General features: G+C 69.6%; 10 protein-coding genes. 7 read left to right on the top strand and 3 right to left on the bottom strand.

Annotation, left to right across the window (positions count from 1 at the left end):
* The first annotated feature begins 288 nt into the window (after positions 1 to 288).
* The 7 genes from DNK52_RS11555 to DNK52_RS11525 all read left to right on the top strand — a co-directional run bounded on the left by DNK52_RS11555 (position 289) and on the right by DNK52_RS11525 (position 10,481).
* Entirely contained in the window at positions 289 to 1,833 is a 1,545-nt protein-coding gene (locus DNK52_RS11555) for an MFS transporter (protein ID WP_239455515.1), read from the top strand.
* A gap of 3 nt (positions 1,834 to 1,836) precedes the next feature.
* Positions 1,837 to 3,966, top strand: a complete 2,130-nt coding sequence (locus DNK52_RS11550) for a molybdopterin oxidoreductase family protein (RefSeq protein WP_275426150.1) — start codon at positions 1,837 to 1,839, stop codon at positions 3,964 to 3,966.
* A complete protein-coding gene (locus DNK52_RS11545) occupies positions 3,963 to 5,423 on the top strand; it encodes an FAD-dependent oxidoreductase (RefSeq protein ID WP_110241119.1) in 1,461 nt (486 codons plus the stop codon). Before DNK52_RS11550 ends, DNK52_RS11545 begins: the two co-directional genes overlap by 4 nt.
* Before the next feature lie 198 nt (positions 5,424 to 5,621).
* Positions 5,622 to 8,189 (top strand): nitrite reductase large subunit NirB, encoded by a 2,568-nt coding sequence (gene nirB, locus DNK52_RS11540; protein WP_110241118.1) that lies wholly within the window; start codon positions 5,622 to 5,624, stop codon positions 8,187 to 8,189.
* Entirely contained in the window at positions 8,186 to 8,584 is a 399-nt protein-coding gene (gene nirD, locus DNK52_RS11535) for a nitrite reductase small subunit NirD (protein WP_338036728.1), read from the top strand. The genes nirB and nirD overlap by 4 nt, the downstream gene beginning before the upstream one ends.
* Complete coding sequence (locus DNK52_RS11530; protein WP_239455514.1) at positions 8,581 to 9,771, top strand: uroporphyrinogen-III synthase; 1,191 nt, start codon at positions 8,581 to 8,583, stop codon at positions 9,769 to 9,771. The genes nirD and DNK52_RS11530 overlap by 4 nt, the downstream gene beginning before the upstream one ends.
* Before the next feature lie 35 nt (positions 9,772 to 9,806).
* The gene (locus tag DNK52_RS11525) at positions 9,807 to 10,481 is read left to right on the top strand and encodes a sirohydrochlorin chelatase (protein WP_162598740.1); all 675 of its coding nucleotides are present in this window, start codon (positions 9,807 to 9,809) and stop codon (positions 10,479 to 10,481) included.
* A gap of 121 nt (positions 10,482 to 10,602) precedes the next feature.
* Here DNK52_RS11525 and DNK52_RS11520 read toward each other — a convergent pair whose 3' ends face one another.
* From DNK52_RS11520 to DNK52_RS11510, 3 genes are read right to left on the bottom strand one after another with little or no spacing between them, the layout of a single operon-like run.
* The gene (locus tag DNK52_RS11520) at positions 10,603 to 12,312 is read right to left on the bottom strand and encodes a dipeptide ABC transporter ATP-binding protein (protein WP_110241116.1); all 1,710 of its coding nucleotides are present in this window, start codon (positions 12,310 to 12,312) and stop codon (positions 10,603 to 10,605) included.
* On the bottom strand, positions 12,309 to 13,280 hold the full coding sequence (locus tag DNK52_RS11515; protein WP_110241115.1) for an ABC transporter permease: 972 nt from the start codon (positions 13,278 to 13,280) through the stop codon (positions 12,309 to 12,311). Before DNK52_RS11515 ends, DNK52_RS11520 begins: the two co-directional genes overlap by 4 nt.
* Positions 13,273 to 14,199 (bottom strand): ABC transporter permease, encoded by a 927-nt coding sequence (locus tag DNK52_RS11510; RefSeq protein WP_110241114.1) that lies wholly within the window; start codon positions 14,197 to 14,199, stop codon positions 13,273 to 13,275. Before DNK52_RS11510 ends, DNK52_RS11515 begins: the two co-directional genes overlap by 8 nt.
* Between the last annotated feature and the right edge of the window lie 115 nt (positions 14,200 to 14,314).

Below are 14,314 nucleotides of genomic sequence, written 5' to 3'. Positions count from 1 at the left end.
TCTTGTGAGGGCGATCACTCCAAAGGTATTGCGCGTCACATCCCATGGGTAGGTGGGGTCGTCCCAACGGCGCATCTGCTGCGGTGAGCGGTCGCCTCATCCGCCCACCGCCCGGACGTCATCACGAGCGGGCGGTGGGGCAACCAGTCGTGATGACGTCCCGAGACGTTGGTGAGGGGAGCTCGTGAGGTTGTGAGGACAAGTTCACAACTGTGTCGCAGCACCGCCCGCCCACCTGAAACGCGCGCGTCGCACCTTTGAGTCACTGAACTGACGAGGAGGGGACCGATGAGCACCACACCGACGATGAGCCCAGAATCACCCAGCCCAGAATCACCCAGCCCAGCACCACAGACACGCGCAGCAGCGCCCCGGCGCCGTACCGGACGATGGATCGAGGACTGGCGTCCCGAGGACGACTCCTTCTGGGCGGAGACCGGACAGTCGGTGGCTCGCCGCAACCTGTGGGTCTCGATCTTCGCCGAGCACCTGGGCTTCTCGGTCTGGTTGATCTGGAGCGTCTCGTCGGCCTACCTGATCGCCAGCGGCTTCGACTTCACCCCGTCGCAGCTCTTCCTCCTGATCGCGCTGCCCAACCTGGTCGGCTCCCTGCTGCGGGTGCCCTACACCCTCGCGGTGCCGCTCTTCGGAGGCCGCAACTGGACGATCGTCTCCGCGCTGCTCCTGCTGATCCCGAGCAGCCTCTTCATCGTCGCCGTGCAGAACCCCACCACCCCCTACTGGATGTTCTGCCTGATCGCTGCGACCGCTGGCTTCGGTGGTGGCAACTTCGCCTCCTCGATGGCCAACATCAACTTCTTCTACCCCTCGGCCAAGAAGGGCGCCGCGCTCGGTCTCAACGCCGCCGGCGGCAACCTCGGGGTCGCGCTGATCCAGTTCGGTCTGCCGGTCGTGGTCGGCGGTGCCGGGGTCTTCGGCCTGGTCAAGGCCAGCGACGGTGGCCTCCACCTGGAGCGGGCCGGCTGGGTGTACGTCGTGCTCAGCCTCGTCGCGGCCGGTCTCGCGCTGCGCTACATGGACAACCTCGCCACCGCGAAGTCGAAGCCGCGTGAGCAGCTCGCCGTGCTCAAGCAGCGCCACACCTGGATCATGGCGTTCCTCTACATCGGCACCTTCGGCTCCTTCATCGGCTACTCCGCCGCGATGCCGCTGCTGATCAAGCTCAACTTCTTCGTGCCCACCCCGGCACCGTCCGGTACCGGCATCAACTTCGCCTACTACGCCTTCCTCGGTGCCTTGGTCGGGTCGCTGACCCGGCCCTTCGGCGGCTGGCTCGCGGACCGCTTCGGCGGTGCCCGCGTGACCCTCGCGGTCTTCGGAGCGATGACCGTCGGCACCCTCGGAGTCCTGTGGACGCTGACCCAGCTGACTCCCAACCCGACCGCGGACCCGGCCATCGCGTTGGACAACCAGGCGTGGTTCCCGGCGTTCCTGGCCTTCTTCCTCTTCGTCTTCGCTGCCACCGGCATCGGCAACGGCTCGACGTACAAGATGATCCCCAGCATCTGGCGTACGAAAGCCCTCGAGGCCTGCGACGGCACCCACGAAGGCAAGGTGGCAGCGTTGATCTCCTCGACCAAGAGCGCCTCGGCGGCCATCGGCATCATCGGGGCGGTTGGCGCCATCGGCGGCTTCCTGATCCCGATGATCTTCGGTGCCCCGTGGGTCGAGGACCCGGTCGCGGCGGTGCGCAGCGCGTTCGGTGTGTTCGCGGTCTTCTACGTCATCTGCGGAGCGGTCACCTGGGCGGTCTACCTGCGCCGCTCGATCCTGGTCGCCCGCTTCCCGAGCCTCGCTCCGGCAGGAGTCTGAACGGTGACTCAGCCCGGCACAGCGCCCCCACGGACCCGGAGCACGACCGGGAGCCCGACTGGGACCGCCACCCACTGCCCCTACTGCTCACTGCAGTGCGGGATGCGGCTCGAGCGGGTGGGGCGCACCCTCAACGTCGCACCGTGGGCCGAGTTCCCGGTCAACGAAGGGGCGCTGTGCCGCAAGGGGCTCACCGCCACCGGGCTGCGGGGTCACCGCGAACGCCTCACCACCCCGCTCGTCCGGGACACCACGACCGGGGAGTTCCGGGCCACCTCGTGGGACGAGGCGCTCGACCTCATCGCCTCACGCATCGACACCCTCCAGGCCGAGTCCGGCGCCGACACCATCGCCGTCTTCGGCGGCGGGGGACTGACCAACGAGAAGGCGTACGCGCTGGGCAAGTTCACCCGCACCGTCCTGCGCAGCAGCCAGATCGACTACAACGGCCGCTGGTGCATGTCGTCGGCCGCGGCCGCGAGCAACAAGGCGTTCGGGTTGGACCGGGGGTTGCCGTTCCCGCTCGTCGACATCGAGACCGCCGACGTCGTGGTGCTCGTCGGCTCCAACATGGCCGAGACGATGCCGCCCGCAGCCCGCCACCTCGACCGGCTCCGCGAAGCTGGTGGGCAGCTCGTGGTCATCGACCCCCGACGTACGCCCACCGCGGAGCGCGCCGACCTCGCCCTGCAGCCCGTCCCCGGCACCGACCTGGCGTTGGCCCTCGGGGTGCTGCACCACCTGCTGGCGGTCGGTGCCGTCGACGAGGACTACCTCGCCGAGCGCACCACCGGCTTCGAGGGCGTACGACTCTCGGTCGCCGCGTGGTGGCCCGAGCGGGTCGAGCGGGTCACCGGGGTCTCGGCCGACGACGTACGCCGGCTCGCCGACCTGCTCGCCGCTCACCCCAAGGCCATGATCCTCACCGCCCGCGGGGCCGAGCAGCACGCGCAGGGCACCGACACCGTGCTGGCCTGGATCAACGTCGCGCTCGCGCTGGGACTCCCGGGTCGCCCGGGTGCCGGATACGGCTGCCTCACCGGTCAGGGCAACGGCCAGGGCGGTCGCGAGCACGGTCAGAAGGCCGACCAACTGCCTGGATACCGCTCGATCGACGACCCGGTCGCCCGCGCGCACGTCGCCGAGGTCTGGGGAGTGACGCCGGAGTCGATCCCCGGCAAGGGTCGCTCCGCCTACGAGTTGCTCGAGGCGCTCGGGACCGACGAGGGCTCCCGCGCCCTGCTCGTCTTCGGCTCCAACATCGTCGTCTCGGCCCCCAACGCCGAACTCATCACCCAGCGCCTGGAGGCGCTGGACCTGCTCGTGGTGGCCGACATCGTGCTCAGCGAGACCGCTGCCCTGGCCGACGTCGTCCTGCCGGTCACCCAGTGGGCCGAGGAGACCGGCACGATGACCAACCTGGAGGGTCGGGTCATCCTGCGCCAGCGCGCGGTCACCCCGCCCGAGGGCGTACGCAGCGACCTCGACGTGATCGCCGGGCTCGCCACCCGCCTCGGTTCGGAGCTCGTCTTCCCGACCGACCCCGAGACCGTCTTCGCCGAGCTCGGACGCGCCTCGGCCGGGGGAGCGGCCGACTACTCGGGGATCACCTACGACCGGATCCGGGACGAGCGCGGTGTCTTCTGGCCGTGCCCCGCGACCCCCGACGACGCCGAGCCACACCCGGGCACGCCGCGGCTCTTCGCTGACTCCTTCGGGACCCCGGACGGTCGGGCCCGCTGCCAGGTGGTGGAGCACCGCGGCCCCGCGGAGCCGACCGACAGTGACTATCCGCTGCACCTGACCACCGGCCGGGTGCTCGCGCAGTACCAGTCCGGCGCCCAGACCCGACGGATCAAGGACCTGCCCGACACGGGCGCCTTCGTCGAGATGCACCCCTTGGTCGCGCTCCGGCTCGGCATCGAGGACGGCAACCTCGTCACCCTCTCCACCCGGCGCGGGGAGCTGCGCGCCCCCGCCCGGGTGGTCACCACCATCCGCGAGGACACCGTCTTCGTGCCCTTCCACTGGGTAGGGGTCAACCGGCTCGTGAACGACGCGCTCGACCCGAGCAGCCGGATGCCAGAATTCAAGGTCTGCGCAGCCGCCTTGCGAGTGGGGGGTCATCGATGAGTTCAGCTGACGGTGGGGATGACAGGGGCCGGATCGTTGTCGTCGGCGCCGGGATGGCTGCGGTCCGCCTGGTCGAGGGCCTCGTCGCCCGCGGTCTGGGGAGCCGCGTCACGGTGCTCGGCAAGGAGCACCATGCGCCGTACAACCGAATCCTGCTCTCCGCCGTCCTGGAGGGCACCCACTCGGCGCGTGCGCTCACCCTGCGCGACCCGGCGTGGTTCGCCGAGCGCGGCGTCGACCTGCGGCTCGGGGTGCGAGTGGTGCGGATCGATCGCGAGCAGCGACGTGTCGACCTCGTCGACGACCTGGGCGAGGAGAGCAGCCTCGACTGGGAGCGCCTCGTCCTCGCCACCGGCCTGATCCCGAAGCTGCCACCGATCCGCGGGATCGTCGACGCCCACGGCAACCTGCATCCCAAGGTGCATGCCTTCCGGACGCTCGCCGACTGCCGCGACCTGAGCGCGGTGCTGCCCGATGCGCGCCGAGCCGTCGTGGTGGGCGGAGGGCTCCTCGGGCTACAGGTGGCCCGCGCGCTCGCCGGTCGCGGACTGGAGACCGAGATCGTCGAAGGCGCCGAACACCTGATGGCTCGTCAGCTCTCCGCCCCCGGTGGGGCTGCGCTGGCCCGCGACCTGCGCCGCCTCGGCACCTCGGTCTACACCGGGGCTCGTGCGGTCAGGCTGATCGACGAGGGGTTGGTGCTCGACAACGGCTTCGTGCTGTCGGCCGACCTCGTCGTGCTCACCGCCGGGGGGCGCCCCGCGATGGCACTGGCCCGCGACGCCGGCCTCACGATCCGTCGCGGGGTCGTCGTCGACGACCGCCTCGCCTCCGTCGACGACGCCGGCATCCACGCCATCGGGGACTGCGCCGAGTTCGTCGACGGCCAGGGTCAGGGCCGGCCCACCGGATTCGTCGCCCCAGCCTGGGAGCAGGCCGAACTGCTCGCCGAGATCCTCGCCGGGGAGCCACGGACCTACGCCGGCTCCCGCAGCGTCGCCCGTCTGCGCGCCACCGAACTCGACGTGGCCGTGCTCGGTGAACCCGAGGAGGCCACGAGCGCGCCCGGGACCGAGGTGGTCGAGGTCTCCAACCCACTGGCCGGCACCTACCGCAAGCTGGTCGTCCGCCACGGGGTGATCGTCGCCGCGACGCTCGTCGGCGACCTCAGTCACGTCGGGCTCATCACCCAGCACTACGACCGAGGCACCCGTCTGGGTGACGACGAGCCGGGCGCCCTGCTGCTGCCCCCGCGGCCGACCACGCCGCTCCAGCTCCACGACTCGTCGGAGATCTGCAGCTGCGCCGGAGTCACCGTGGGTGAGGTCCGTGCCTGCACCTCGCTCGAGCAGGTCGTCGAGACGACGCGGGCGACCACCGGATGCGGTGGATGTCGCGAAGCGGTGTGCAGCCTGCTGGAGCAGAGGACCACCACGTCGGAAGCTCACGCGATCTGACGCTCGGTCCACGCTCAAGGGACCGCGAGTTTCCGACATGGTGGCGGGTGTCCCTGCGTCCCGCGCAGCGCAGCGCAGCGCTGGGAGCGGATGGGTTGAGAGATTGTGAGGTTGTGTTGTCGAAGGCGTTACACAAGGTCACGTCGCCGACAACATCTCCTTCCTAGCGTCGTTCCCACGCCAGCAAGGGAGCAGACAATGACGAACCAACGCAAGAGGCTCGTGGTCATCGGCCACGGCATGGTCGGCCACCGCTTCGTCCAGGCCGCCATCGAACGCGGCCTCACCGAGACCCACGACGTCGTCGTCGTCGGCGAGGAGACCCGACCTGCCTACGACCGCGTGGCCCTCACGTCCTTCTTCGAGGTCGGCGCCGACGCGCTCTCCCTGCTGCCCGAGGGTGTCTACGACGATCCCCGCGTACGCCTGGTCACCGGCGTCGAGGTCACCGCGCTCGACCCGGCCGCGCAGACCGTGACGCTGGCCGACGGGGAGGTGCTCGCGTACGACACCGCCGTGCTGGCCACCGGTGCGGCACCCTTCGTGCCGCCGGTGCCGGGCCACGACCTGCCGGGTTGCTTCGTCTACCGCACCATCGATGACCTCGAGGCGATCCGCGACGCGGCGGCCACCGCCAAGGTCGGGGCCGTGATCGGCGGTGGACTCCTCGGGTTGGAGGCCGCCAACGCGCTGGCCCAACTCGGGCTGGAGACCCACGTCGTCGAGATGGCCCCGCGCTTGATGGCCGTCCAGATCGACGATGCCGGCGGCTCGATGCTGCGCCGTCACATCGAGAAGCTCGGCCTGACCATCCACGCCGGCGCCATGACCAAGGGCGTCGTCGAGGTCGACGGCCGCGCAGGCGGTCTCCAGCTTGCCGACCGCGACGAGCCGGTCGCGGCCGACGTCGTCGTCTTCTCCGCTGGCATCCGCCCCCGCGACGCCCTCGCGTGCATTGCCGGCCTCGAGGTCGCCGAGCGGGGTGGTGTCCTGGTCGACGAGCAGTGCCGCACCTCCGACCCCCACGTCTTCGCCATCGGCGAGTGCGCCGCCCCGGCGGGCAAGATGTACGGCCTGGTCGCCCCGGGCTACGCGATGGCCGAGGTCGTCGCCGACGCCCTCCTGGAGGGACCCGGCACCTTCACCGGCGCCGACATGTCGACCAAGCTCAAGTTGATGGGCGTCGACGTCGCCTCCTTCGGTGACGCCTTCGCGACCACCCCGGACAGCCTCGAGCTCGTCTACTCCGACGCCGTGGCGGGGGTCTACAAGAAGCTGGTCATCAGCGACTGCGGCACCAAGCTGCTGGGCGGGATCCTGGTCGGTGACGCATCGGCGTACGGGATCCTGCGGCCGATGGCCGCCTCCGGGCTCGCGCTGCCCGACAACCCGGAGGAGCTGATCCTCCCCGCCAGCAGCGGCACCAGCGTGCAGGTCGGTCTGCCCGACGAGGCCGTGGTCTGCTCCTGCAACAACGTCACCAAGGCGGAGATCACCGACCGGGTGGCTCGCGAGGACGACCCGTGCGCGGACTCCGCCTGCGTCACCGCCTGCTCCAAAGCGGGCGCGACGTGCGGCTCCTGCAAGCCGTTGGTGAAGAAGATCGTCGAGGACCACTTCGCCTCCGTGGGCAGGACGATCGACCGGTCGCTGTGCGAGCACTTCTCGATGACCCGGGCCGAGCTCTTCGACCTGGTCGCCGTGCACGGCTACACCCGCTTCGACGAGATCGTCTCCGCCCACGGCCGCGGGCGCGGCTGCGAGATCTGCAAGCCGGCGATCGCCTCGATCCTGGCCAGCCTGCTCAACCACCACGTGCTCGACGACGACGCGGTCAACCTCCAGGACACCAACGACCGCTACCTGGCCAACATCCAGAAGAACGGCTCCTACTCGGTCGTGCCGCGGATCCCGGGCGGCGAGATCACCCCGGAGAAGCTGATCGTGATCGGCGAGGTCGCCCGCGACCACGGGCTCTACACCAAGATCACCGGCGGGCAGCGGATCGACCTCTTCGGGGCCCGGATGGAGGACCTTCCGGTGATCTGGAAGCGCCTCGTCGACGCCGGCTTCGAGTCGGGGCACGCGTACGGCAAGTCCCTGCGGACCGTGAAGTCGTGCGTCGGCTCGACCTGGTGCCGCTTCGGGGTGCAGGACTCGACGACGATGGCGATCGACCTGGAGCTGCGCTACCGCGGTCTGCGTTCGCCGCACAAGCTGAAGGGCGGCGTATCGGGCTGTGCCCGCGAGTGTGCCGAGGCCCGGGGCAAGGACTTCGGGATCATCGCCACCGAGAAGGGCTGGAACCTGTACGTGGGTGGCAACGGCGGCGCCGTGCCCGCACACGCCCAGCTCCTGGCCAGTGACCTCGACGACGAGACCTTGGTGCGCTACATCGACCGCTTTCTCATGTACTACGTGCGCACCGCCGACCGGCTGCAGCGCACGTCGACCTGGATCGACTCACTCGAGGGAGGTCTCGAGCGGGTCCGCGAGATCGTCGTCGACGACGCCCTCGGTCTCGGCTCCGAGCTCGAGGCGGCGATGGCCAAGCACGTGGGCGGCTACTTCGACGAGTGGAAGGCGACCCTCGACAACCCCGAGAAGCTGGCGAGGTTCACCTCGTTCGTCAACGCCCCGGACGTGCCCGATGCGCACATCACCTTCGACACCTCACGCGACCAGATCGTCCCCGCGGAGTCGACGGGCCCGGTGCTGCTGGGTGCCTCGATCGGTGTCGGTGCCCCGGCCGGAGCCACGCCGTGAGCACGGTGAACACGCGGGACACGACGGGGGCGTCGGACGCGATGGGCGAGATGGTTCAGGTCTGCCGCGTCGACCAGGTGCCGCTGGAGGGTGGGGTCGCCGCCCTGGTGGGAGGCCGCGCGATTGCACTCTTCCGGACATGGGAAGGAAACATCTACGCAACCTCCAACTACGACCCTTGGTCACGTGCCTCGGTGATGTCCCGAGGGATCGTCGGCACCCGTGGCGACGTACCCTTTGTGGCCTCGCCGATGCACAAGCAGGCCTTCGACCTGCGTACGGGCCGGTGTCTCGATGACGAATCGGTCCGTCTGACGATGTACGACGTCCGTGTCCTGGACGGTCGGGTGTGGGTCGGAGGGGAGAAGTCCGTTCCGGAAGGGGAGAGCACGTGACGCCACTGGGCACGTTGATGGGCTCAGTCGCCGCGCGCCCCCGCGACCCCGACGAGTTGGTGCGGACGTACGCCGAGGGTCCCGGCCCGCTCGAGGGCTTCCGGGTCGGCATCACCGCCGCCCGCAAGGTCGAGGAGCAGACCGCACTCTTCACCCGTCGAGGGGCCGAGGTCGTGTGGGCCCCTGCGCTCTCGCAGAGCCCCAACCACGTGGACGCCGACGAGCTGCGCGCCGCCACGGCGCGCGTCCTGGCCCAACCGGCCGACCTCTTCCTGGCCACCACCGGCGTCGGGATGAAGGGTTGGTTCGACGCGACCCGCGAGTGGGATTTGTACGACGACCTCGTCGCCCACCTGGCCTCCGCCGAGATCCTGGCGCGCGGCCCCAAGAGCGTCGGGGTGCTGCGCCGCAACGGCCTGCGCGAGCTGTGGGCCCCTGACTCCGAGTGCTTCGACGACGTGCTCGCACACCTGCGGGGACGAGACCTCACCGGCAAGCGGATCGTCGTCCAGGAGCACGGCCAGTCACTGTCGATGGTCGCCCACGCGCTGCGTCGCCAGGGCGCCGAGGTGGAGACGGTCGCCATCTATCGCGTCGAACGGGCCGAGGACCCGGGCCCCCTCTTCGCGCTGATCGACCAGATCGCCGCCGGCGCGCTGGACGCCGTCACGTTCACCGCCGCTCCTGCGGTCGCCTCACTGATGGAGGCTGCCGGCTCCACGGGTCGTCGTGACGAAGTGGTCAGCGCCTTCCAGTCCGACGTCCTGGCCTGCTGCGTCGGACCCGTCGCGGCGGCCGCCTTCGAGCTCTGGGGCGTCCCGACGGTCTATCCCGAACGCTCCCGCCTGGGCGCCATGGTGCGTCTGCTGGAGACGGAGCTGCCCCTGCGACGCCGGGGCTTCACCCTCAACCTGGCCACCGGGGCCACCTTGTTGTTGCACGCCGACGCGGTCCTGCTGGACGGGGTCGAGGTGCACCTCTCCGGTGCTCCGCTGGCGGTGCTCAACGCCCTGGTCACCAACCCTGGGCAGGTGGTGTCGCGCGCCGAGCTCCTGACCCTGCTGCCCAGCGGCGGCGCCGGCTCGGAGCATGCTGTCGAGATGGCGGTGGCCCGTCTGCGGGCCGCGCTGGGCACCCGTAGCGTGCAGACGGTGATCAAACGCGGCTACCGACTGGCGGTCGCCTGATGGACGTCGCCCCTGAAGATGTTGGTGCGTCGCCGGTGACCCGCCCGGTGACCCGACTGGTGACCGTGGCCCACGGGACCCGCCACCCGAGCGGCAACGACGTCGCCGCGGAGCTCACCCAGCTGGCCGGCGACCTGCTCGGTGTCCCGGCCCAGGTGTCGTACGTCGAACTCTGCGCGCCGCTCCTCACCGACGTGATGCGCGAGTGCGGTGCGGCGACCACGGTCGTACCGCTGCTGCTCTCCACCGGTTTTCACGTGCGGCACGACCTGCCCGCCGCCGTCGACGGCAGCCCCGCGCCGGTGGCGATGGCTCCGCCGCTGGGGCCGGACCCGCTGCTCGCCCGGGTCCAGGTCGTACGCCTCCTGCTCGCCGGCGCGGAGCCCGGCCAGGACGTCGTGATGGTGGCGGCCGGCTCCCGGGACCGGCTGGCGGTTGCCGACCTGGAGCAGGCGCGGGACCACCTCGCCGAGGCCTGGAGCGGTGAAGTGCGGTTGGCTGCGCTGGCGGGTCCCCTGGACCGACCGGTGGAGGTCGTACGCCCGGGAGACGCGGTCTCGCCCTACCTGCTCGCGGAGGGGTTCTTCGCGACCCGGACTCGCGACGAGGGGGCGGCGGCCACGGTGATCGCGCCGGTCCTGGGCCCGCACCCGCTCCTCGCTGAGCTGATCGCCCAGCGGGCCACGCACGCCGTGGCCGCCGCCTCCTGACGTCATCGTCAGCGGTCGTCGGAGCAACCGCTCGTGATGACGTCCGGGGGAGTCAACGACGAGAACCCGCCCCGCGTTGACGCGGGACGGGCTCTCGATCGGTCTGGGTGTCGCTCCGGGCTCAGCTGCCCAGGGCGATCGACGCGCCGGGGATTGCACCCAGCAGGCGCTGCGTGTACTCCTCGGCCGGGTTGTCGAAGACCTGGGTGACCGAGGCAGCCTCGACGACCTTGCCGTCCTGCATCACCAGTACCTCGTCGGCGATCTGGCGTACGACCGCGAGGTCGTGGGTGATGAAGAGGTAGCTCAGCCCGAGCTCGGCCTGGAGGTCGTTGAGCAGCTCGAGGATCTGGGCCTGGACGAGTACGTCGAGCGCGGAGACCGCCTCGTCGCAGATGACGACCTCGGGGTCGAGGGCGAGCGCACGGGCGATCGCGACCCGCTGACGTTGGCCACCGGAGAGCTCCCCGGGGTAGCGCGACATCACGGTCGTCGGCAGGGAGACCTTGTCGAGCAGGTCGAGCACCTTCGCCTCCTGCTCCTTCTTCGACCCGACACCGTGGGTGCGCAGCGGCTCCACGATCGACTGGTAGATGGAGTAGAGCGGGTCGAGCGAGGCGTAGGGGTTCTGGAAGACCGGCTGCATCTGGCGACGCAGCTCGAGCTGCTGCTGCTTGCCGCTCAGTGACTTCACGTCGACGCCGTCGAAGAGCACCCGACCCGACGTGGGCGGCAACAGGTCGAGCACCATGCGGGCCACCGTCGACTTGCCGGAACCCGACTCGCCGACGATCGCGGTGGTGGTGCCGCGACGCAGGGTGAAGGAGACGTTGTCGACGGCGGTGAAGTCGACCGACTCCCACGGTCGTGCGCCCCGCAGTTTGAAGATCTTGGTGAGGTTCTCGGCGACGACGATGTCGCTGCTCCCCACCCCGAGGCCAGCGGTGCCGTGGGCGATCTTGTCGGCGACCGCCGACGCCGCCTGCTCCGCCTGCTCGCGGATGTGGGCCCGCTCCTTGACCGAGGAGAGGCGCAGCGAGGCGATGGACGGCGCCTTGGCAACAAGACGCTGGGTGTACGGGTGCTCTGGTGCCTGGAGGATCTCGGCAGCAGGACCGGACTCCACGATCCGCCCGCGGTACATCACCACCAGGTGGTCGGCCCGTTCGGCGGCCAACCCCAAGTCGTGAGTGATCAGCATGACCGCGACGCCGAGCGTCTCGGTGAGGGTGTCGAGGTGGTCCAGGATCTGCTGCTGCACCGTCACGTCGAGGGCCGAGGTCGGCTCGTCGGCGATCAACAGTTTGGGACGTGCCGCCAGACCCATCGCGATGAGCGCCCGCTGGCGCATCCCGCCGGAGAACTCGTGGGGGTACTGCCGGGCGCGCCGCTCGGCGTCGGGCAGTCCCGCCTCCTCGAGAAGCTCGATGACCCGCTGGTCGGCAGCCTTGCCCGTCGCCACCCCGTTGGCGACCAACGCTTCCTTGATCTGGTGGCCGACCCGCCACAGCGGGTTGAGGTTGGACATCGGGTCCTGCGGGACCAGACCGATCGAGGAGCCGCGCAGGCTCATGATCTGGCTCTTGTTGGCCGCGGCGATGTCACGACCCTCGAAGAGGATCTCCCCGCCGGTGACGTGGCCGTTGCCGGGCAGGAGCCCGATCACGGCGTGGGCCAGCGTCGACTTGCCGGACCCTGACTCACCGACGATGGCGATGGTCTGGCCGGGGTAGATGGTCAGGCTGGCGCCGTCGACGGCGGTCAGCAGTTCCTTGCCGGCGCGGAAGCCGACCTTGAGGTCCTTGACCTCCAGGAGCGGTTGCTCGGTCACTTCTTCCTCGCCTTCGGGTCGAGGGCCTCACGGACAGCCTCACCCAGCAGGATGAAACCGAGGACCGTGAAGGCCAGGGCAGCAGCGGGCAGGAACATGACCTGGAGGTTCTGACCCGAACGGATCTGGTTCTGCGCGGCCGAGATGTCATTGCCCCACGAGACCACGTTGGTCGGCAGGCCGAGCCCCAGGAACGAGAGCGACGACTCGGCGACGATGAAGACGCCCAAGGAGATCGTGGTGGTCACGATCACCGGGGCCAGCGAGTTGGGGACGATGTGGCGGCGCAGGTTCTGGAACTTGCTCGCGCCGATCGCGGTGGCCGCGTCGACGAACTCCAGGTTCTTGACCTCCAGCACGGCGGCCCGCATCTGACGCGTGACCTGGGGCCAGGCGAAGAGAGCCAGTGCCGCCACGACGACCATCACGGATCCCCAGTAACCACGCTCGGGGAAGGTGTTGTTGAGGACCGCCACCACGACGATGCAGCCCAGCAGCAGCGGGATCGAGAAGAAGATGTCGCTGAACCGAGACATCAGGCTGTCGGCCAAGCCACCGTAGAAGCCCGCGATCGCACCGGTGATCATCCCGAGAATGGCGGTGAGGATGGCGGTGATCACGCCGACCGAGACCGAGGCGCGGGCGCCGTAGACCGTGCGCGCCCAGACGTCGTAGCCCTGTCGGGTGTAGCCGAACGGGTGTCCCTCGCTGGCCGGCTCAAAGCTCAGGGACAGGCTCCCCTTGGTGGGGTCAGCGTCGGTGAAGAGCGTGGGGAAGGCGATCATCACCGCCACGACCAGCAGGATCAGCGAGGCCAACCAGAAGATCGGCGAGGTACGCAGGCGCTTCCAGGCCTCCTTCCACTGGTTCTCGGGGACCGCGTCGACGTCGACGGCGTCGATCGCGCGCAGCGGGGTCTCCTCGACGGGAGCGACGAAGCGCTCCTGTCCGGCACGGATGTCAGACATAGCGGATCCTCGGGTCGAGTACGGCGTAGAGGAGGTCAACCAGGAGGCTCATCAGCACGTAGACCATGACCATGAAGGTCACGATGGCGACGACGGTCGAGGTCTCGCCGCGCTGGATGGCCAGGAAGGCGGTGTTGCCCACGCCGGGGATGTTGAAGATGGTCTCGGTGATGATGGCGCCCGCCATCAGTGCGCCCAGGTTGATGCCGAGGTAGGTGACGACCGGCACCAGCGAGTTGCGCAACACGTGGTTGCGTACGACGAGGCGGTTGGAGAGTCCCTTGGCCCGCGCCGTACGCACGTGGTCGGCGGTCAGGTTCTCCGCGACAGAGGTGCGGGTCAGCCGGATCGTGTAGGCGAAGTTGGCGACCGCCAGGACGATCGCCGGGAGGACCAGCTCTGAGAGCGTCCAGTCGCCACCGACCGTGGCTGGCACCCATTGGAGTTTCACCCCGAACGTCAACTGCGCCACGAAGCCGACCACGAAGATCGGCACCGAGATCAGGATCAGGGAGATCACCAGGACGACGGTGTCGAAGGCGCCGTTGCGGCGCAGGCCGGCGAGCGTGCCGAGGATGATGCCGAGGATCGCGTCGATCGCCAGCGCCATCACGGCGAGCACGACCGTGACCGGGAAGGTGTCCTTGATCAGGTCGAAGACCGGCTGACCGGAGAAGGTCTCACCGAAGTTGAACGTGATGGCGTTCTTGACGAAGAGGACCCACTGCACGAAGAGCGGGTCGTCGAGGTTGTACTGCGCGGCGAGCGCGTCGCGTACTTCCTGGGAGACCGGCTTGTTGCCAGCCAGGTTGAGGATCGGGTCACCGGGGCGCAGCTTGAGCAGGGAGAACAGGATCAGCGTCGCGCCGAGGAACACGGGAATGGTTTGCAGCAATCGTTTGCCGACGTACCACCACACGAGTGGCCTCCTGGATTAGGGGAGCGTGGGAGCCGCGGAACCTCTCGGTCACGACGACCGGTCCGCGACGGAGGGGTGCCGCGACGTTGAGCCGAGAACGGCTGACACGCCAGGG

The sequence above is a fragment of the Nocardioides gilvus genome, assembly GCF_003194605.1.
Classification (GTDB): domain Bacteria; phylum Actinomycetota; class Actinomycetes; order Propionibacteriales; family Nocardioidaceae; genus Nocardioides; species Nocardioides gilvus.
This window is presented reverse-complemented; position numbering and strand designations above follow the sequence as displayed.